The sequence below is a fragment of the Nonomuraea sp. NPDC048916 genome, from assembly GCF_040649575.1.
Classification (GTDB): Bacteria; Actinomycetota; Actinomycetes; order Streptosporangiales; family Streptosporangiaceae; genus Nonomuraea.
Window position 1 is genome coordinate 26,459 of record NZ_JBEZFS010000042.1, and the last position, 16,614, is coordinate 43,072.

Consider the following 16,614-nt stretch of genomic DNA (forward strand, 5'->3'; position numbering starts at 1 on the left):
AGTTGCGCAGAGTCGCGTCACCGACGCGTGTCCGTAACGAAAAGAGCGTGCGCCCCTAAGATGGACAGGTGAGTCTCTACCGTGACGAAGGCGTGGTCCTGCGGACACAGAAACTCGGCGAGGCCGACCGCATCGTCACCATCCTGGCCAGGCGCACCGGCAAGGTGCGCGCCGTCGCCAAGGGCGTGCGCCGCACCACCTCGCGCTTCGGCGCCAGGCTGGAGCCGTTCACGCACGTCGATCTGCAGCTCCACACCGGGCGCACGCTCGACGTCGTCACGCAGGCGGAGACGATCAGACCGTACGGCGAGACGCTGGCGGCCGACTACCCCCGCTACACCGCGGGCACCGCGATGCTGGAGACCGCCGACCGGCTGACGCACGGCGAGAAGGAGCCGGCGCTGCGGCAGTTCCTGCTGCTGGTGGGCGGGCTGCGCACGCTGGCCGATGGGGTGCACGAGGCCAGGCTGGTGCTCGACGCCTACTTCCTGCGCTCGCTGGCCGTGGCCGGCTACGCGCCCGCGCTGGAGGCGTGCGCCAAGTGCCGGGCCCCGGCGATCAGGGCGTTCGCCATCGTGGCCGGCGGCGTGGTGTGCGGCGCGTGCAAACCGTCGGGCTCGGTCGTGCCCGCGCCCGAGACGATCAGGCTCATGACGGCGCTGCTGCGCGGCGACTGGGCGGCGGCCGACGCCTCGGAGTCACGCCATCGCGGCGAGTGCAGCGGCCTGGTCGCCGCCTATCTGCAATGGCATCTCGAACACGGAATACGCTCTCTGCGACACGTCGAAAGGGAGCCCGCGTGAAGATCCGACCACCGTCCCCGCATCCTTCGGGTGCGACGCCGCCGCCGATTCCGCGCGACCTGGTGCCGCGGCATGTCGCGATCGTCATGGACGGCAACGGTCGCTGGGCCAAGGCGCGCGGCCTGCCCCGCACCGAGGGGCACAAGGCGGGCGAGGCGTCGCTGTTCGACGTCATCGAGGGCGCCATCGAGCTGGGCGTCCCCTATCTGAGCGCCTATGCCTTCTCCACCGAGAACTGGAAGCGCTCGCCCGACGAGGTGCGCTTCCTCATGGGCTTCAACCGCGACGTCATCCGCCGCCGCCGCGACGAGCTGCACGCGATGGGCGTGCGGGTGCGCTGGGCGGGCAAGCCGGGACGGCTGTGGAAGAGCGTGATCGACGAGCTGCGGACGGCCGAGGAGATGACCGAACGCAACCGCAGGCTGACGTTGCAGTTCTGCGTCAACTACGGCGGCCAGGCCGAAATCGTCGACGCCGCGGTCAAACTGGCCCAGGACATCGCGGCCGGCCGGGTGAAGCCGTCGAAGGTGAACGAGAAGGTCTTCGCCCGCTACCTCGACGAGCCGGAGATCCCGGAGGTCGACCTGTTCGTCCGTTCGTCCGGGGAGCAGCGGTTCTCCAACTTCCTGCTGTGGCAGTCGGCCTACGCCGAGATGGTCTTCCTCGACCGGCTCTGGCCCGACTTCGACCGCAGGGATCTCTGGGAGGCGTGCGAGATCTACGCCAAGCGCGACAGAAGGTACGGCGGAGCCATCCCCAACCAGGTCTGAGCGACCGCCGCAGGCCGCGGCGGGGCGTGTCCGGCACCCGTTCCCCCGACCGGCCCAACCCCGATCGGGCCACACCGCGATCGTCTGCATCGAGGGCACACGGATACGGGTGCGCGACCTTGAAGCGCCCGACCTTGAAGCGCCCGACCTTGAAGTGCTCGGCGGCACACCGATCGTGGGCGCCGGGCGTCGGCCGCGCACGTTGCGTCCCGGCTCCGCGCAGGGCCAGGATCGGCGGCGGAGGTCCGGAAGGAGCAGGGCGTTGAGGAAGATCGTCGTATCCCAGTTCGTCACCGTGGACGGCGTCATGGAGGCACCGGGAAACGATCGGATCTTCGACCGCGGCGGCTGGGCGTTCCGGTTCGACTCGTGGAGGGCGGGCAGTTCAAGCTCGACGAGGTGCTCGCCGCCGACGCGCTGCTGCTGGGCCGCGTCACCTACGAAGGGTTCGCGGCGGTCTGGCCGAAGATGCGCGATGACGTGGGCTTCGCCGACAAGATGAACGGCATGCGGAAGTACGTCGTCTCGACGACGCTGAGTGCCCCCGAGTGGAGGAACACCACCGTGATCCGGGGCGACCTCGCCGAGGAGGTCGGCCACCTCAGGCAGCGGCCGGGCGGCGACATCCTCGTCACCGGCAGCGGCCGGCTCGTCCAGGCGCTGGCCGAGCTAGACCTGGTGGACGAGTACCGGCTGATGGTCTTCCCCGTCGTCCTGGGCGCCGGGCGGCGCCTGTTCGGCGACGGCGCCCGCGTCACCGACCTGCGGCTGGTCGAGGCCCGGCCGGTCGGGCCCGACGGGGTCGTGGTCCTGACCTACCAGCCGTAGTCGTGGGGGGTGTACCCAGGTACACCCCATGTGGGCACGCAGCGCGATTCTCGGGGCAAACCAGGCTTGAGTAGCGTGAAGCACATGAAGGGCAAAGACGCATCCCGCGCACATCCGGCCGCGCACCCGGCCTCGCTCCCGACCGGGCATCCGACCGGGCATCCGACCGCCGAGCCGGCGCCGGGCGTGTACCGCATCGACCCGGAGGCCACGGAGGTCACGTTCGGCACGCGTCACGTCTTCGGCCTCCTGCCGGTCCGCGGCTCGTTCGCGGTGGACGGCGGTGAGGTGCGCATCGCCGAGCCCGCCGAGGACTCGACGGTGGACGTGGTGATCCGAGCCGGCAGCGTCGACACCGGTATCCCGCTGCGGGACGGGAAGGTCAGGTCGGCGGTCTACCTCGACGCCGCCGCCCACCCCGAGATCACCTTCCGGGCCAGGGGCGTCGAACGTTCCCCCGACGGGACCCGCGTGCCCGGCGATTTGACCGTGCGCGGCGTGACCCGGCCCGCGGTCCTCACGCTGACCTCGCTCATCGCCGAGAACCAGACCCTGCGCGCCCAGGCCGAGACCACCGTCGACCGCTACGCCTTCGGCCTGACCAGGGAGAAGGGCATGACCGGCCGCCACTTCCACCTCACGCTCACGGTCGTCGCCACCGCGACGTGACCCCGCCGCCGAGCCACGCGCCCGTACGGTGGGGGACGCTCGGCGCGATCAGGGCCTCACCGGCAGTTCCCCATGTGCCGTGAACGTGTGGCGGAGGTGCTCCGGAGGGGTGCTCGCCGGCCAGTCGAACCTCACGCCCGTCTTCACGCTCGCCCACCTGCCCCACGCGTAAAGCCGGCGGAACATGGGCTCCGACTCGCTCCCCGTCTCCGTGAGCTCGTAGGCGCCTTGCGGAGCGCCCGGCTGCCTGGGAAGACGACGCACCAGGCCTAGGTCGCCCAGCTCACGCAGTTCCCGAGCGAGTACCTGCTTGCTGATCGGGGCCAGGAGCCGCCGGAGCTCGCCGAAGCGCTTGGCGCCGTCGAACAGGCCGTGGACGATCCACACCTTCCATCGACCGCCGAGGCTCACCAGCCAGTCGACATCGGGGCCGACCCGATCGCCGAACCACTCGCCCCAGTCCTTGAGCTCCCGCAGGATCGGCTCGGAATCCCAGCCGAGCCGCGTGAGGGAATACCGCACCCTCGGCGGAATGTGAGCGGATACGGTCCGGCGGACGGCGCCCGCCCGCTCGAGCTCCCGCAACTGTGTCACGAGCGTCTGACGACCGGCCTGCGGCATGAGGCGGCGCAGCTCGGAGAACCTTTTGGCGCCACTGAGCAGGTGGTACATGCTCCAGAACATCCACTTGCCCCCGACCCCGGTGGCACCGTAAGGGCACACCGAGGTCTTCTTCACCCGCGGCATCGAGACCCCCATCTTCGGCCGGTCACATAAAATTGCGCTCTTCTCCGCCTGAATTCTCCCGAATACCTTCGGATGCTACTTGGCGGCCATGGCGCCGCCGATCCAGCGAATCGGGGTGGAGATGACGAAAGACACGCACGCGCCACGACGGCGGCACCGCATCCGGAAGGCCATCATCATCACAGTGGCCGTGCTCATCGGTATTCCGGCGCTGCTCGCGCTCGGCCTGGCCATGTGGGACGGCACAGCCGACCTCGATCCGCGGCGGACCCTGCTGACGGGTGTCGCGCTCGACCTGCGGACCGCGAACACGGACCGGGGCCCGATCGAGTACGACCTGTACGGCACCGAAGGCCCGGTCGTCCTGTCGGTGCACGCGGGCCTGGGCGGCGCCGACCAGGGCCGGCTGTTCGCGAGCCTGCTGCAGGACGACGGATACCGGATCCTCAGCCCGTCGCGTCCCGGGTACCTCGGCACGCCGCTGAGCAGCGGGCGAACCCTCGACGAGCAGGCAGATCTGCTGGCAGCCCTGCTTGATGAGCTCGGCATCGACCGGGTCGGCGTCTTCGGGGTCTCGGCGGGCAGCCCGGTCGCGTACGCATTCGCCGCGCGCCATCCGGAACGGGTGTGGGGACTGGTCTCGATCGGCGGCGTGAGCCTGCCCGACCCCGGCGCCTCGCCCACCTCTTCTGTGCAGACCGTCTTCATGAACGCGATCGGCCAGAAGCTCGCGAAGCTGACCGCATCGGTCTCGCTCGAGACGATCATCTCCGGCACCCTGGACGAGACCAGCACGTTCACCGAGAGCCAAAAGGCGGAACGCGCCGACCACATCATGCGCACGAAGGATGTCCGGCTCTTCTTCGAGGCGATGTTCGATGCGACCTTCCCGTACGAGAAGAGAATGCCGGGCACCGGCAACGACTCGCTGCAGACGCGAGAGATGGCGATCCCGTTCGACCGCATCACCGCGCCGACGCTCATCCTCCATGGCAAGCAGGACGGCGACGTGCCGTTCGAGCACGGCGAGAACGCCGCCGCGCGGATCCCGGGCGCGCAGCACCACTGGATGCCGGACGAGGACCATCTCGGGTTCTGGCTGAGTCCTCGGGCCGAGGAGCCGCAGCGCATCATCCGGGAGTTCTTGCGCGAACACGCCCTGCGGCGATAGCTCACGAAGGGAGATGCGGCGACCATCGGAGGCGCTCACTGGAGGAGGCTGATGACCTCGAGTCGAAGCCGTCCGGGGGGGCCGGTGTTCATGGCCACGCCAACGTCGGCCTGGGCCGGCGCCGGGACGTCGTTGGTGCTCCGTCGCCGGTCATCGCGACCAGGTGCCCGCCATCACGCTGAGCCGGTCCAAACAGCAGCGCGGGAACCGGCCGTGCTGCGTGTAGAACTTCAGCAAGATCGCGAAGCCGAGCCGCGTGGCGTCGCGCTTTCCGGCGATGAGGTCGCGCTCTTCGTCCAGGATCGTCCAGTGCTCGACCAGCTCATCGATGTGCATCGGGGGTGTTTCATGACCACCCAGCATTGACCAGGCAAGTCACAGCAAGATCAACGCCGTTTGGGGCTCAAGACACGTTTCTTACCGGCACCTTGGCCGTGGGTTCGGGCTGGCTGAAGGTTCTTCAGCGGGAACTCGCGGCCTTTCTGGGGCTGGGGCCGGGAAACGGCGCGTGTTCTTGAGAATAGCCACGGGGTCAACCAGGGTGCGCATGGTCTAGCTCGGTGTCCAGGAGCTTTTGGGCGAGGGCGGCGTATCGGCTGGCGGTGCTGTGGGAAAGGTTGAAGACCAGGGTGAGGTGGAGGGGGTCGAGGCCGACGGTAAGGGCTTCATGGAGGACTCGGTCGCTGCGGATGCGTTCGAGGTCCATCCCCTGGCGGATGAACTCCTGCTGCAGGTAGAGGGCCGAGACGGGATGGGTGCCGAGGGCTGTTCTCTTGGTGATCAGGACGTGCCGGTTGGGTGTGTGAGGCCATGTTGCGCGTCGCTGGCGAAGCCAGGTCAGAAGGGTTCGGCGGGGTAGTTCTCCCAGCCGCTGGGTGTGTCCGGCGAGGGTGATGCGCCGGTTGGGCAGGTCGAGGTCGTCCAGGGTAAGGGCGCGGATGGCGGCCGGCCGGGCGGCGTGCACGGCGGTCAGCGCGACGACCAGCCGCTGCACTGGTGTGACGGCGAGTTGTTCGACGGTGCTGATCTCGGTGTCGGTCATCGGCAGGAGGTGCCGGTCGACCTCGGGGCCCTTCAGCCGCGCGGCGGGGTTGGCGAAGATCAGTTTGCGTTTCTTGGCGAAGCGGAACAGGGAGCGCAGCGCGGCGATGGCGTTGCGGCGCTGCCATCCGGCCAAGGGGTGGAGCGCGGCGGCGATGTCGGTTGTGGTGATCTCGCGGAGGTGCCCGCGGGTCGGCGCCCATCCCTCCAGGAACGGCCGGATGGCTCCGAAGTAGACGTAGAGGCTGGTGGGTGATCGGGGGTGGTGGCGGGCGTCCCCGTTGAGCAGCACCAGGAGCCATTCTCGGACGTCGGCGGCGAACCCGGCAGGGAGTTGGCCGGTGCGCAGGTCGATCCACGAGTTCAGCGACGAGACCGAGTCGTCGGCGAACAGGCCAAGGCCGGCGAGGACCTCAGCGACCCGGGGAGCAGAGGTGTGCCGGGAGGTCCGGGCGCGGATCTCGCTGAGGAGCACCGGCTGATCGGCGCTGCGTTCCTCCAGAAGGAGGGCCAGGCCGTCGAGGGTGCATCTGACGGTTGACTCCGACCAGCCGTGAGCCTGGCCGAGATCCTTGGCGTGAGCCGCCGCCGCTTGAAGTACGGGATTGTCGGAGGTGAGAGCGGGGTGTTGCCACCGCTGCGGCACCGGCTGGCCGTTCTTCCGGCGGTAATAGGAGGCCAGCGCGCTGCATCTGTTGTTGCAATACATCTTGTCCCGGCGGCTTCCGGCGGGGATCGGGGTCCCGCAGTGCAGGCAGGTCACCGTGGTGGTAGTGATCGACCGGACTTGGGCCGCGGCGAGACGGGGCACGCCTCCCCGACGGCGGCGCCCTGCTGGCCTGTGTCGGGCTTGGGCTGGGCAACGGTCTGTGGTTCGGGCTGCAGGAGTTCCTCGACGCCGCAGCCGAGCACGGCGCAGATCACATCCAGTTCGTCCAGGCGGACGCTGTTGGGCTGCCCGGACCACAAGCCCGACATCTTCCCCGCGCTGATGGTCATGCCGCGGCCGGCGAGCATGCGCTGCAACTCGCTGGCCTTCCAGATGCCGCGGTTGGCCGCGGCCAGGCGCAGGTTCCACTTCATCGCTGCTGTGCTCCTCGATGGTGCGAAGCGTTGTCGGGCTGCGGTGCGATCATTTGATCCTGCAGGCCGGCCGCGCGCAGCACCGCGGCGGCGACCAAGACGATGTTGGTGCGGTCCAGCCCGATCAGCACGTCGGACAGGTCGACCGGGACGGCACCGGCGATGCTCCCCGCGATCAGCAGCATCCGCCGCTCGCCGCCGCTGCACGGCAGCCGCCCGGCGGTCAGGGCCGCGATCGCCTCTGGCCAGTCGATGAACGCCTTCGTGCTGGCCACGCTGTCGTCGATGGTGATGAACGCGTCGGTGAAGTCGGCTCGGCGCAGCCAGTACTCATGGTCGATGAGCAGTTCGACGCCGGCCTGGAGGTGGGTTAGACCGCAGGCTCCCAGGCTGAGGGCGCAGGCCAGGTCATGCCGGATCCAGTAGTCGCCTGCTGGGCTGCCGGTATGGTCGGTCATGACTCCAGTCCTTTCCAGCGGTCGGCCGCCTGCTGCTGGCCGCGCACCCAGGCGTCCTCGACATGGGTGCGGTGAACATGGATATAGCGGGCGGTCGTGCCGGTCCAGGCGTGACCGAGGAGTTCCTGGATGGCCAGCAGGCTCATCCCGCCCAGATAGAGCTGGGAGGCGCAGAAGTGGCGGAGCACGTGGGGCGTGAGCTTGTCCGCCCAGGCCGGGAGGTATTTTTCAGCGGCTTCGGCCAGCGAGCGACGGAACACATCAGCGGTCGCGCGCCCGCATGAGCAGTCGGTGTTCTTGCGCTCGGACGGAAACATCGGAGCGCCCGGCCGGGTGTGATCACCGTCGAACAAGCCCCACACGTCCTGGATGAACCAGCGCAGGTTGACGTCGGCGCCGTTGATCAGAGGCACCAGCCGGGGCTTGGGCCCGCGACGGCGTGAGCCCTTGCCGTGGCGGACGTTCAGCTTGCCGAACCGGCCCAGCTCCCATCGGGCATCGTCCAGATCCAGCATCCGTGCCTCATTGATCCGCAGCCCCACGTCGGCGACCAGTCGCGCGACGGCGTAGTTGCGGGCGGCCGGAGCGAACTTGCGGCAGGTGACCAGGTCCTCGCGCCATCCGGAGAACAACTGCTCGATCTCCGCTTCCGCCGGCGGGATCCGCAGCAGCGGGTCGACCGAGGCCTTGGGCCTGTTCATCTCATCCAGCGGGCACTCGATCACGTGTCCGGTGAGATTGTGCAACTCGACGCGGTGTCGCAGCTCGAGGAACTGGAAGTAGACCGTCAGCGCGGCCGCCCGGCCGGTGCGAGTGGAGGGCTTGGCATCGCGCAGGACCTTGCCGAAGTAGGCGTCGGCGTCGGCCGGCTGCATCTCCCACAGAGGTCGGCCGAACCAGGCCCGGATCAGCTCCAAATGGTTGGTGTCACTGCGGATGGTGCTGTCAGCCAGCCCGGCCGAGGCGCGCGCGAGCACGAACCCTGCCAGCACATCGGTCTCAAAGTCGGCGAGCTCCTCCGCGCTCGCCGGGGCGCGGTGCTCGCGCAGATCCCGTACGACTGCCAGCGCCAACCCGAACCTCCCGACTTCAGCCCAGCCGCCATTCCGTCACTCCAGTGACAGTTGTTTCACGGAGAGTGAAGCTACTTCAGGCGACCGTGCTCCATCCGGCAAACCCGAGAAGAGCCAGCTCGCAGGCCAGGAAGGGGGAAGTCGAGAGAGATCCAACGAACTCAACTCAAGAACTATTGCTTACCCAAGACGCGAACTCGCGACGGTGCGATATCCATCCCGAGCAGAGCGGGACTTCATGCGAGTGGGAACGGGTACGCGATCATGTGATCCATGTCGATCCCCCAGGACCCGCCCGCATCCGCACCACCGCAGGAGTCCAGACATTCACGAATGGCTCGCCGGATCGGCTGCCTGGCCGTGCCGTTAGTGCCGCTCCTGCTGCTCGCGGCGATTGTCATGGCGCCGGTGTGGATCAATGACCACCGGCTGGCGCGCATGGTGGGCCGCATCCAGGAGTTTCCGCTGCCGCCCGGAACGGACTTCGGGTACTTCGACCCGCAGGTCGAGGTGAGCGGCGACTCCGGCGACTGCTGGTACACCATCCGCTTCGAACTCTCCACCGACCGGCCTATCCAAGAGGTGCTGAACCACTATCGCCAGGCGAAGATAGAGGACCCCGACGGAGACCTCGGCGACTACGGGGTCGTGGGCTGGACGCCATTCGACGAGCCCGGCACCCCCGTGGATGGCACCTCCGCCACAAACTCAGTGATCATCGACCTGGGCGGGATATACGACGACACCTGGATGGACATGCGCTGCTGGTGACGCGGCGGGCCGCTCGCGTGCTGAGGCGTACGACCGGCAACGTGTCTTCATAATCGGCCAGGGCATCCCCGCCTCCTTCCTTCCCGACCCGGAGCCCGGCCGTTTCGCCTCCTCCCGTCGTGTGTCCGTTAGAGGAACCTCAACCGGACACCTCGATGTGCCGCCGCGGAGATCACGAAAGCACCGCTCGAAAGGCTGTCCCCGCGTCTCAGATGGGTGGTCCGCGAGAGCTTCCCTCGGCGGAGGCAACCCGCGAGGACGTCACCACGCTCATCGCGGAACGCCGCCAGTACTACGCCGACGCCCTCAACGAGCTCAACGCGAACGGGTAGGCCACCACCTGTGCACAGAACTTCTGACATCTGTGCAGAGGATTCCTGAAATCGACAGTCAGGCGCGGCGGCGGGCGCGGTAGGCGGCCACGTGCATGCGGTTGCCGCAGGTGCGGCTGTCGCAGTAGACGCGGGAACGGTTGCGGGACTCGTCGACGAAGACGCGCTCGCAGTCGGGGGCCGAGCAGGTGCGCAGGCGCTCCCACTCCCCGTCGACCACCAGATGGGCCAGCGCCACCCCGCAGTCGGCCGCGAGGTGCTCGGCCAGGGTCGCGTCGGGGGCGAAATAGTGCATGTGCAGGGGGTGTCCGTCGTGTTCGGTCAACCGGGGGGTGATCCGCGTCTCCGACAGCAGCGCGTTGAGCATGCGCACGGCCGTCTGCTGGTCGGGGGCGGTGAAGACCCGGTGGAACGCCTCACGCACCAGCCGCACCTGCCCGAGGTCGCGGACGGTGAGCGTGTCGACGCCGCTGACCTGGCGCGACTGGGTGAAGGTCTGCAGGTCGGCCAGGTCGGCGAGTTCGTCGCCGCCGCCGGTCGAGGGGGAGGTGTTGACCAACTCGACGACGGTTGCCAGCGAATGCACCATGTCATGGCCAAACAGCATGTTGACTCCTGTCGGGACCGGTTCTAGCGTTGTCGCAGCGTATCTCTAGCCAGGGCTGTCGGGGGTTTCCGTGAGTACACATCGGCGTATCGTGCTGATCGCGATCGTCGGAGCACTGATCATCTCCACGTCCGCGCCCCTGGTGAGACTGTCGGATGTGGCGCCGGCCACCTCGGCGTTCTTCCGGTGCGCCTACGCCGTCCCGCCGATGATCGTGCTGGCCTGGCTCGAACGGCGCAGGCTGGGCCCGCTGCCCGGCCGCAGCCGCAACCTGGCCTGGCTGGCGGGCCTGCTCTTCGCCCTCGACCTGCTGTTCTGGCACCACACGATCGACTACGTGGGCGCCGGCCTGGCCACCGTGCTCGGCAACCTGCAGGTGTTCATCGTCGCGTTCGCCGCGTGGGCGCTCTTCCACGAGCGGCCCTCCAGCCGGCTGATGATCGCCACGCCGGTGGTCTTCGCCGGGGTCGTGCTGATCTCCGGGGTCTTCGACAGCGCCGCCTACGGCTCCGACCCGATGCTCGGGGTGCTCGCCGGGCTCGCCACATCGGTGTCGTACGCCGCCTTCCTGCTGCTGATGAAGGCGGGTTCGCGGCGCACCGCCGGGCCGCTGGCACACGCCACCGTGGTCGCCACGGTCGCCATGGCCGCGCTGAGCCCGATCTTCGGCGGCGCCGACTTCACGCCGGTCTGGCCCGCGCACGGGTGGCTGCTGTTGCTCGCGTTCGGGCCGCAGGTGCTGGGCTGGATGCTGATCACCTACACCCTGCCCAGGCAGCCCGCCGCGCTCACCGCGCTGCTCCTGCTCGTGCAGCCCATGACCACGGTGGCGCTGTCGACGGCGGTCCTCGGCGAGCGGCCGTCGCTGCCGCAGCTCTCTGGCTGCGCCGTGATCGTGCTCGGCGTGTTGTACGGCTCGCGGCGCGCTCAGCCGGCCCTGACCGTGGCCGAGCAGGTCGAGCAGGTGCCGAAGACCTCGACCGTGTGAGTGATGTCGGTGAAGCCGTGCTCGCCGCCGACCGTCTCGGCCCAGCGCTCGACGGCCGGCCCCGCCACCTCGACGGTGTGGCCGCAGCGGCGGCAGACCAGGTGGTGGTGATGGTCGCCGCTGGCGCACGCGCGGTAGACCGACTCGCCCTCGTCGGTGCGCAGCACGTCGACGTGGCCGCCGTCGGCGAGCGCCTGGAGGGCGCGGTAGACCGTGGTCAGCCCGATCTTGGCGCCGTGCTGGCGCATCTCGGCGTAGACGTCCTGCGCGCTGCGGAAGCCCTTGCTGCGGCGCAGCGTGTCGTGCACGGCGTCGCGTCTGGTGGTCATGTGGCCTCCTCCGCCGGTCTCATGACGTGGGCGACGTGGCCGTCGATGCCCTTGCTCAGTGGGGTCATGAAACCTCCCTCGCGCTCATCGGCTGCTCGCTCACCGCGGACTCCCGGGCTCGGCCTCGGCGTACGAATCTACCCACACCGAGGGCCAGGACGAAGCCGGCCAGGGCGAGGAGCACGATCGCGGCGCCGGGCGGCACCCTGGCCGACAGCGTCGAGGCGAGCAGCCCGCCCACCGCGGCGACCACGCCGAACAGCATGGCCAGCGCCATCGTCGAGCGGAACCCCCTGGTGAGCTGCTGGCTGGTCGCCACCGGGACCACCATCAGCGCGCTGACGAGCAGCAGGCCGACCACGCGCATGGCGATGACCACGGTGAGCGCGGCCGTGACGGCGATCAGCAGGCTGAGGAAACGCACCGGCAGGCCGCTGGCCCGGGCCATCTCCTCGTCCTGGCAGAGCACGAACAGCTCCCGGCCGAAGGTCAGCACGACGGCGATCACGGCGACGGCCAGCGCGCCGATGACCCAGATGTCCTGTGAGGTGACGCTGGCGATCGCGCCGAACAGGTAGGAGTTGAGCTTGGCGTTGCTGCCGCCGGGCGCGATGCCCATGAGCATGACGCCGCCCGCGATGCCGCCGTAGAACATCAGCGCGAGCGCGACGTCGCCGCTGGTCCGGCCGCGGGCCCTGATGATCTCGATGGCCACGGCGCCGGCGACGGCGACCAGGACGGCGGTGAGGACGGGCGCGGTGCCGGTCAGGAAGCCCAGCGCGACACCGGTCAGCGCCACGTGGCCGATGCCGTCGCCGAGGAGGGAGAGCCGCCGCTGCACGATGAACGTGCCCACGGCCGGCGCGCAGAGCCCCACCAGCAGGGCCGCGACGATCGCCAGCTGGAAGAACTCCTTCTGCAGAAGCGAGGTCATGCTTCTCCCTGCCAGCCGTTCAGCGGTCCGGCGGTCGTCCCCTGGCCGAGGATCTCCGGGGCGTGCGGGTGCACGTGCTGGTGTCCCGGCCTGGCGCACTCGCCTTCGGGCTGGGGCGGCCTGCCGTCGTGCACCACGAGGCCGTCGCTGATCACGACGCCCCGGGTGATGAGCGGCTCCAGCGGGCCGAGCTCGTGCGCGACCAGCGCGATGGTCCTGCCGTCGAGCGCCAGCCTGGCCAGCGTGTCGGCGAGGAGCTGCTGGGTCTCGGCGTCGACGCCGGCCGTGGGCTCGTCCATGACGTAGACGTCGGGCTCGCCGGCCAGCGCGCGGGCGATCAGCACCCGCTGCTGCTGCCCGCCGGACAGCTCCTGCACCGGGTCGCCCGCCCGGCCGGACAGCCCGACGGCCTCCAGGGCGCCGGCCACGGCCGCCCGGTCCGCGGCACTGGTGCGGCGCAGCCTGCTCTGCCGGGCGACGCGGCCCGAGCCCACCACCTCGCGGACCGTGGCGGGCACCCCGCCGCCGACCTGCAGCCGCTGTGGCACGTAGCCGATGCGCCACCAGTCGCGAAAGCGCGCGGGCGGGCTGCCGTACAGGAGGGTCTCGCCGCCGGACAGCGGGATGAGGCCGAGCAGGGCGCGCACCAGCGTGGACTTGCCCGAGCCGTTGGCGCCCATCAGGGCGACGACCTCGCCGGGGCGGACGGTCAGGTCGACGTTCCGCAGGATGGGCCGCCGGTCGATGGTGACCCGGCCGCCGGTCATCGCGAAGACGGTCTCGCTCATGTGCACCCCAGGGCGGTCCGCAGGGTGGCCAGGTTGGCGCGCATGGCCGACAGGTAGTCGCCCGAGGGCTTGCTCTCCAGCGGGTCGAGCGCCGCGGTCTTCGCGCCGACCTCGTTGGCCAGAACTTCGGCGACCTTGGGGCTGACCAGCGACTCGGTGAAGATCGTGGTGACCTTCTCGGCCCTGGCGAGGCGGGCGACCTCGTCGAGGCGAGCGGGGGAGGGCTCGGTCTCGGGGTCGAGCGTGATGCCGATCTGCTTGAGGTGGTAGCGGTCGGCCAGGTAGCCGAACGCCTCGTGGGCGGTGACCATGGTCCTGCTCGCGCAGGTGGTCAGGCCTTTGGCGAACTCCTGGTCGAGCGCGCCCAGGGTGGCCGCCGTGCGGGCGGCGCGGTCGCGGTAGCCCTGCGCGTGCGACGGGTCGGCGGCGGCCAGCCGGTCGCCGAGCGCGGTGGCGACGGTGGCCAGGCGCGAGGGGTCGAGCCAGAGGTGCGGGTCGTAGGAGACCTCTTGGTCGTGGGCTTCCTCGCCCTCGTCGGCGTGGTCTCCGGCGGGGATCGTCTTGACGGCGGTGGCCGCGTCGAAGGCGTGGTCCTCGCCGACCGCCTCGTCCACGGCGGGCTGCACGCCCTTGATGTAGACGGTCAGGGTGGCGTCCTCGAGCTCGGCCACCTGGTGGGCGCCCAGCTCCAGGTCGTGCGGCTCGACGCCGGGCGCGGTCAGCCCGGTCACCTTCGCGTCGGGCCCGGCCACCTGCTCGGTCAGCCACTGCAGAGGGTAGATGGCGGCGACGACGCCGGGTTCGCCGCCCGCCGTGGTCTCTCCCGTGCTCACGCCGCACGCGCCGGCGGCCAGCAGGGTGGAGCCGGTCAGGAGGCAGGCAGCGAGCATTCGGGGCGTTCTGGACATCACGCCCTCAGTATGCGGGAAAATGAAAATGATTGTCAAAATCTATCGCTGGAAGGACTGAAACACCCCGAACCGGTCGGCGGCCAGCACCACGAGGAACACGAGCATCACCACGCGCAGCAGTCGCCCGCCGATGCCCAGCGACGGCCACGACAGGTAGGCCAGCCAGGCCACGAACGCGAGCACCGGCAGCACCGCGAGCCCGCCCGGCCAGCCCGCCACGGCGAACCCCGCGAGCAGCAGCACCACCAGCACGGCCGGCGTCAGCCATCGGGGCACCTGCGTGAACAGGTAGGCCAGCGGAGCCGCGCTGCGCGTCTCGACCGCCTTGCGCAGGCCGGTCGCGCCCGGCGTGAAGAACTGCTCGCCCTGGGGCAGCGGGCGCTTCTGCCGCGGACCCCGGGCGCCTCCGGAGCCGGGCCGAGGGCGCGGGCGCCCGCGCCGGTCGTCGTTGGTGGCCACGGGCCCGAGCCTAGCGCCGCCGGAAACGCCCTGGGCTCTGTGATCGTCTGACATCCTGGTCATGTGCTCGCCGTCATCCGTTACACCGTTCCGGAGTCGCAGTCCCAGGACTTCGTCAAGCAGGGCCACGCCATCCTCGACACGCTGGCGGCCCAGCCCGGCTACCTGCGCGGCAGGCTGGCCCGCTCGGTCGACGAGCCCAACCTGTGGGCGCTGGTCAGCGAGTGGGAGGGGGCCGGGTTCTACCGCCGGGCGCTGTCGGCCGCGCGGATGGCGATGTATCCACTGATGATCCTCATGGTCAACGAACCCAGCGCGTTCGAGGACGTCTACACCCAAGACAGGGCGTAGCGTTAGTCGCGCGCGAGGGCCTCCCGATGTCCCCTAAGCTGGGAGCTCACATTCCCCTCGCCGACCTCCAGCCGGAAAGAGATCCAACGACATGGCACGCCGTACAGACGTCATGGACACCATCGTCAGCCTCGCCAAGCGCCGCGGGCTCGTTTACCCGTCGAGCGAGATATACGGCGGTCTGCGGGCGTCGTGGGACTACGGCCCTCTGGGAGTCGAGCTCAAGAACAACGTCAAGCGCCAGTGGTGGCAGACGATGGTCCAGATGCGCGACGACGTCGTGGGCCTCGACTCCTGCGTGATCCTGGCCCGCGAGGTCTGGCAGGCCAGCGGCCACGTCGAGACGTTCACCGACCCGCTGACCGAGTGCCAGTCCTGCCACAAGCGCTTCCGTGCCGACCACCTGGTCGAGGCGTACGAGGAGAAGAACGGCAAGGCGCCCGAGCGGGGCCTGGCCGACGTCACCTGCCCCAACTGCGGCAACAAGGGCGCCTTCACCGAGCCCCGGCAGTTCAGCGGCCTGCTCAAGACCTACCTGGGCGCCGTCGAGGACGAGACCGGCCTGGCCTACCTGCGGCCCGAGACCGCGCAGGGCATCTTCATCAACTACCTCAACGTGCAGCAGTCGGCGCGCAAGAAGATCCCGTTCGGCATCGGCCAGATCGGCAAGTCGTTCCGCAACGAGATCACGCCCGGCAACTTCATCTTCCGCACCCGCGAGTTCGAGCAGATGGAGATGGAGTTCTTCGTCAAGCCCGGCACCGACGAGGAGTGGCACCAGTACTGGATCGACGAGCGCTTCCGCTGGTACTCCGACCTGGGCATCAACAAGGACAACCTCCGGCTCTACGAGCACCCCAAGGAGAAGTTGTCCCACTACTCCAAGCGCACGGTCGACGTCGAATACCGCTTCAACTTCACCGGCGGCGAGTGGGGCGAGCTCGAGGGCATCGCCAACCGCACCGACTTCGACCTGACCGCCCACTCCAAGGCGTCGGGCGTCGACCTGAGCTTCTTCGAGCAGGACACCGGTGAGCGCTACGTCCCCTTCGTCATCGAGCCCGCGGCCGGTGTCGACAGGGCGACGCTGACGTTCATGATCGACGCCTACACCGAGGACGAGGCGCCCAACGCCAAGGGGGTCATGGAGAAGCGCACCGTCATGCGGCTCGACCACCGGCTGGCCCCGGTCAAGGTCGCGGTGCTCCCGCTGTCGCGCAACGCCGACCTGTCGCCGAAGGCGCGCGACCTGGCGGCCCAGCTGCGCAGGCGGTGGAACGTCGAGTTCGACGACGCCGGCGCGATCGGCCGCCGCTACCGCCGCCAGGACGAGATCGGCACGCCGTTCTGCGTCACGGTCGACTTCGACACGCTCGACGACCAGGCCGTGACCATCCGCGAGCGCGACTCGATGGCCCAGGAGCGCATCTCCCTCGACCAGGTCGACTCCTACCTCCGCCAGCACCTCAACGACTAGTCACGTGCGAGGCCGGGGGCGCGG

The 16,614-nt window shown here is 69.5% G+C and carries 21 protein-coding genes; 9 read left to right on the forward strand and 12 right to left on the reverse strand.

Annotation, left to right across the window (positions count from 1 at the left end):
* Nucleotides 1-68: 68 nt before the first annotated feature.
* From recO to AB0C16_RS33330, 4 genes are all read left to right on the forward strand, one after another.
* Complete coding sequence (recO, locus tag AB0C16_RS33315) at nucleotides 69-803, forward strand: DNA repair protein RecO (RefSeq protein ID WP_357688873.1); 735 nt, start codon at nucleotides 69-71, stop codon at nucleotides 801-803.
* Nucleotides 800-1,573, forward strand: coding sequence for an isoprenyl transferase (locus AB0C16_RS33320; protein ID WP_357688875.1), 774 nt, complete (start codon nucleotides 800-802; stop codon nucleotides 1,571-1,573). The genes recO and AB0C16_RS33320 overlap by 4 nt, the downstream gene beginning before the upstream one ends.
* A 369-nt stretch (nucleotides 1,574-1,942) precedes the next feature.
* Nucleotides 1,943-2,401 (forward strand): dihydrofolate reductase family protein, encoded by a 459-nt coding sequence (locus AB0C16_RS33325; RefSeq protein WP_357688877.1) that lies wholly within the window; start codon nucleotides 1,943-1,945, stop codon nucleotides 2,399-2,401.
* 84 nt (nucleotides 2,402-2,485) lie between these two features.
* The gene (locus AB0C16_RS33330) at nucleotides 2,486-3,070 is read left to right on the forward strand and encodes a YceI family protein (RefSeq protein ID WP_357688879.1); all 585 of its coding nucleotides are present in this window, start codon (nucleotides 2,486-2,488) and stop codon (nucleotides 3,068-3,070) included.
* A gap of 48 nt (nucleotides 3,071-3,118) precedes the next feature.
* Here the strand turns inward: AB0C16_RS33330 and AB0C16_RS33335 are convergent, their stop codons facing one another.
* The gene (locus tag AB0C16_RS33335) at nucleotides 3,119-3,817 is read right to left on the reverse strand and encodes a winged helix-turn-helix transcriptional regulator (protein ID WP_357688881.1); all 699 of its coding nucleotides are present in this window, start codon (nucleotides 3,815-3,817) and stop codon (nucleotides 3,119-3,121) included.
* Nucleotides 3,818-3,938: 121 nt separating this feature from the next.
* Here AB0C16_RS33335 and AB0C16_RS33340 point away from each other — a divergent pair, with 121 nt between their 5' ends.
* On the forward strand, nucleotides 3,939-4,988 hold the full coding sequence (locus AB0C16_RS33340) for an alpha/beta hydrolase (RefSeq protein ID WP_357688883.1): 1,050 nt from the start codon (nucleotides 3,939-3,941) through the stop codon (nucleotides 4,986-4,988).
* A 150-nt stretch (nucleotides 4,989-5,138) separates the two neighbouring features.
* Here AB0C16_RS33340 and AB0C16_RS33345 read toward each other — a convergent pair whose 3' ends face one another.
* The 5 genes from AB0C16_RS33345 to AB0C16_RS33365 form a co-directional block, all read right to left on the reverse strand.
* The gene (locus AB0C16_RS33345; protein WP_357688885.1) at nucleotides 5,139-5,324 is read right to left on the reverse strand and encodes a hypothetical protein; all 186 of its coding nucleotides are present in this window, start codon (nucleotides 5,322-5,324) and stop codon (nucleotides 5,139-5,141) included.
* 196 nt (nucleotides 5,325-5,520) lie between these two features.
* Nucleotides 5,521-6,840 (reverse strand): hypothetical protein, encoded by a 1,320-nt coding sequence (locus AB0C16_RS33350; RefSeq protein WP_357688887.1) that lies wholly within the window; start codon nucleotides 6,838-6,840, stop codon nucleotides 5,521-5,523.
* Complete coding sequence (locus AB0C16_RS33355; RefSeq protein WP_357688888.1) at nucleotides 6,789-7,112, reverse strand: helix-turn-helix transcriptional regulator; 324 nt, start codon at nucleotides 7,110-7,112, stop codon at nucleotides 6,789-6,791. Before AB0C16_RS33355 ends, AB0C16_RS33350 begins: the two co-directional genes overlap by 52 nt.
* On the reverse strand, nucleotides 7,109-7,570 hold the full coding sequence (locus AB0C16_RS33360) for a hypothetical protein (protein ID WP_357688889.1): 462 nt from the start codon (nucleotides 7,568-7,570) through the stop codon (nucleotides 7,109-7,111). Before AB0C16_RS33360 ends, AB0C16_RS33355 begins: the two co-directional genes overlap by 4 nt.
* Nucleotides 7,567-8,643 carry a site-specific integrase gene (locus AB0C16_RS33365; RefSeq protein ID WP_357688891.1) on the reverse strand — a complete coding sequence of 359 codons (1,077 nt, stop codon included), beginning with the start codon at nucleotides 8,641-8,643 and terminating at the stop codon, nucleotides 7,567-7,569. The genes AB0C16_RS33360 and AB0C16_RS33365 overlap by 4 nt, the downstream gene beginning before the upstream one ends.
* A gap of 273 nt (nucleotides 8,644-8,916) precedes the next feature.
* Between AB0C16_RS33365 and AB0C16_RS33370 the strand changes: the two genes are divergently transcribed.
* Nucleotides 8,917-9,414, forward strand: a complete 498-nt coding sequence (locus tag AB0C16_RS33370) for a hypothetical protein (protein WP_357688893.1) — start codon at nucleotides 8,917-8,919, stop codon at nucleotides 9,412-9,414.
* Between the two features lie 390 nt (nucleotides 9,415-9,804).
* Here the strand turns inward: AB0C16_RS33370 and AB0C16_RS33375 are convergent, their stop codons facing one another.
* Nucleotides 9,805-10,353, reverse strand: coding sequence for a CGNR zinc finger domain-containing protein (locus AB0C16_RS33375; protein WP_357688895.1), 549 nt, complete (start codon nucleotides 10,351-10,353; stop codon nucleotides 9,805-9,807).
* A 91-nt stretch (nucleotides 10,354-10,444) separates the two neighbouring features.
* On the opposite strand from AB0C16_RS33375, the gene AB0C16_RS33380 reads away from it, so the two are divergent.
* Nucleotides 10,445-11,341, forward strand: a complete 897-nt coding sequence (locus AB0C16_RS33380) for a DMT family transporter (protein WP_357688897.1) — start codon at nucleotides 10,445-10,447, stop codon at nucleotides 11,339-11,341.
* Here the strand turns inward: AB0C16_RS33380 and AB0C16_RS33385 are convergent.
* From AB0C16_RS33385 to AB0C16_RS33405, 5 genes are all read right to left on the reverse strand, one after another.
* Nucleotides 11,281-11,670 carry a transcriptional repressor gene (locus AB0C16_RS33385; RefSeq protein ID WP_357688899.1) on the reverse strand — a complete coding sequence of 130 codons (390 nt, stop codon included), beginning with the start codon at nucleotides 11,668-11,670 and terminating at the stop codon, nucleotides 11,281-11,283. The genes AB0C16_RS33380 and AB0C16_RS33385 overlap by 61 nt on opposite strands.
* Nucleotides 11,671-11,734: 64 nt before the next feature.
* Complete coding sequence (locus AB0C16_RS33390; protein ID WP_357688901.1) at nucleotides 11,735-12,604, reverse strand: metal ABC transporter permease; 870 nt, start codon at nucleotides 12,602-12,604, stop codon at nucleotides 11,735-11,737.
* The gene (locus tag AB0C16_RS33395; protein ID WP_357688903.1) at nucleotides 12,601-13,392 is read right to left on the reverse strand and encodes a metal ABC transporter ATP-binding protein; all 792 of its coding nucleotides are present in this window, start codon (nucleotides 13,390-13,392) and stop codon (nucleotides 12,601-12,603) included. Before AB0C16_RS33395 ends, AB0C16_RS33390 begins: the two co-directional genes overlap by 4 nt.
* Complete coding sequence (locus AB0C16_RS33400; protein WP_357688905.1) at nucleotides 13,389-14,282, reverse strand: metal ABC transporter substrate-binding protein; 894 nt, start codon at nucleotides 14,280-14,282, stop codon at nucleotides 13,389-13,391. The genes AB0C16_RS33395 and AB0C16_RS33400 overlap by 4 nt, the downstream gene beginning before the upstream one ends.
* Nucleotides 14,283-14,342: 60 nt before the next feature.
* The gene (locus AB0C16_RS33405; RefSeq protein WP_357688907.1) at nucleotides 14,343-14,762 is read right to left on the reverse strand and encodes a DUF6703 family protein; all 420 of its coding nucleotides are present in this window, start codon (nucleotides 14,760-14,762) and stop codon (nucleotides 14,343-14,345) included.
* 63 nt (nucleotides 14,763-14,825) lie between these two features.
* Between AB0C16_RS33405 and AB0C16_RS33410 the strand changes: the two genes are divergently transcribed.
* Complete coding sequence (locus AB0C16_RS33410; RefSeq protein ID WP_357688909.1) at nucleotides 14,826-15,113, forward strand: antibiotic biosynthesis monooxygenase family protein; 288 nt, start codon at nucleotides 14,826-14,828, stop codon at nucleotides 15,111-15,113.
* 91 nt (nucleotides 15,114-15,204) lie between these two features.
* Nucleotides 15,205-16,590 carry a glycine--tRNA ligase gene (locus AB0C16_RS33415; RefSeq protein WP_357688911.1) on the forward strand — a complete coding sequence of 462 codons (1,386 nt, stop codon included), beginning with the start codon at nucleotides 15,205-15,207 and terminating at the stop codon, nucleotides 16,588-16,590.
* Nucleotides 16,591-16,614 lie beyond the last annotated feature (24 nt).

Excerpts from the sequence above, each read along its gene's own strand:
- AB0C16_RS33330 (WP_357688879.1), top strand. The coding sequence starts at position 2,486 with ATGAAGGGCAAAGACGCATCCCGCGCACATCCGGCCGCGCACCCGGCC.
- AB0C16_RS33335 (WP_357688881.1), bottom strand. The coding sequence starts at position 3,817 with ATGCCGCGGGTGAAGAAGACCTCGGTGTGCCCTTACGGTGCCACCGGG.
- AB0C16_RS33340 (WP_357688883.1), top strand. The coding sequence starts at position 3,939 with ATGACGAAAGACACGCACGCGCCACGACGGCGGCACCGCATCCGGAAG.
- AB0C16_RS33345 (WP_357688885.1), bottom strand. The coding sequence starts at position 5,324 with ATGCACATCGATGAGCTGGTCGAGCACTGGACGATCCTGGACGAAGAG.
- AB0C16_RS33355 (WP_357688888.1), bottom strand. The coding sequence starts at position 7,112 with ATGAAGTGGAACCTGCGCCTGGCCGCGGCCAACCGCGGCATCTGGAAG.
- AB0C16_RS33360 (WP_357688889.1), bottom strand. The coding sequence starts at position 7,570 with ATGACCGACCATACCGGCAGCCCAGCAGGCGACTACTGGATCCGGCAT.
- AB0C16_RS33370 (WP_357688893.1), top strand. The coding sequence starts at position 8,917 with ATGTCGATCCCCCAGGACCCGCCCGCATCCGCACCACCGCAGGAGTCC.
- AB0C16_RS33375 (WP_357688895.1), bottom strand. The coding sequence starts at position 10,353 with ATGCTGTTTGGCCATGACATGGTGCATTCGCTGGCAACCGTCGTCGAG.
- AB0C16_RS33385 (WP_357688899.1), bottom strand. The coding sequence starts at position 11,670 with ATGACCACCAGACGCGACGCCGTGCACGACACGCTGCGCCGCAGCAAG.
- AB0C16_RS33390 (WP_357688901.1), bottom strand. The coding sequence starts at position 12,604 with ATGACCTCGCTTCTGCAGAAGGAGTTCTTCCAGCTGGCGATCGTCGCG.
- AB0C16_RS33395 (WP_357688903.1), bottom strand. The coding sequence starts at position 13,392 with ATGAGCGAGACCGTCTTCGCGATGACCGGCGGCCGGGTCACCATCGAC.
- AB0C16_RS33400 (WP_357688905.1), bottom strand. The coding sequence starts at position 14,282 with ATGCTCGCTGCCTGCCTCCTGACCGGCTCCACCCTGCTGGCCGCCGGC.
- AB0C16_RS33415 (WP_357688911.1), top strand. The coding sequence starts at position 15,205 with ATGGCACGCCGTACAGACGTCATGGACACCATCGTCAGCCTCGCCAAG.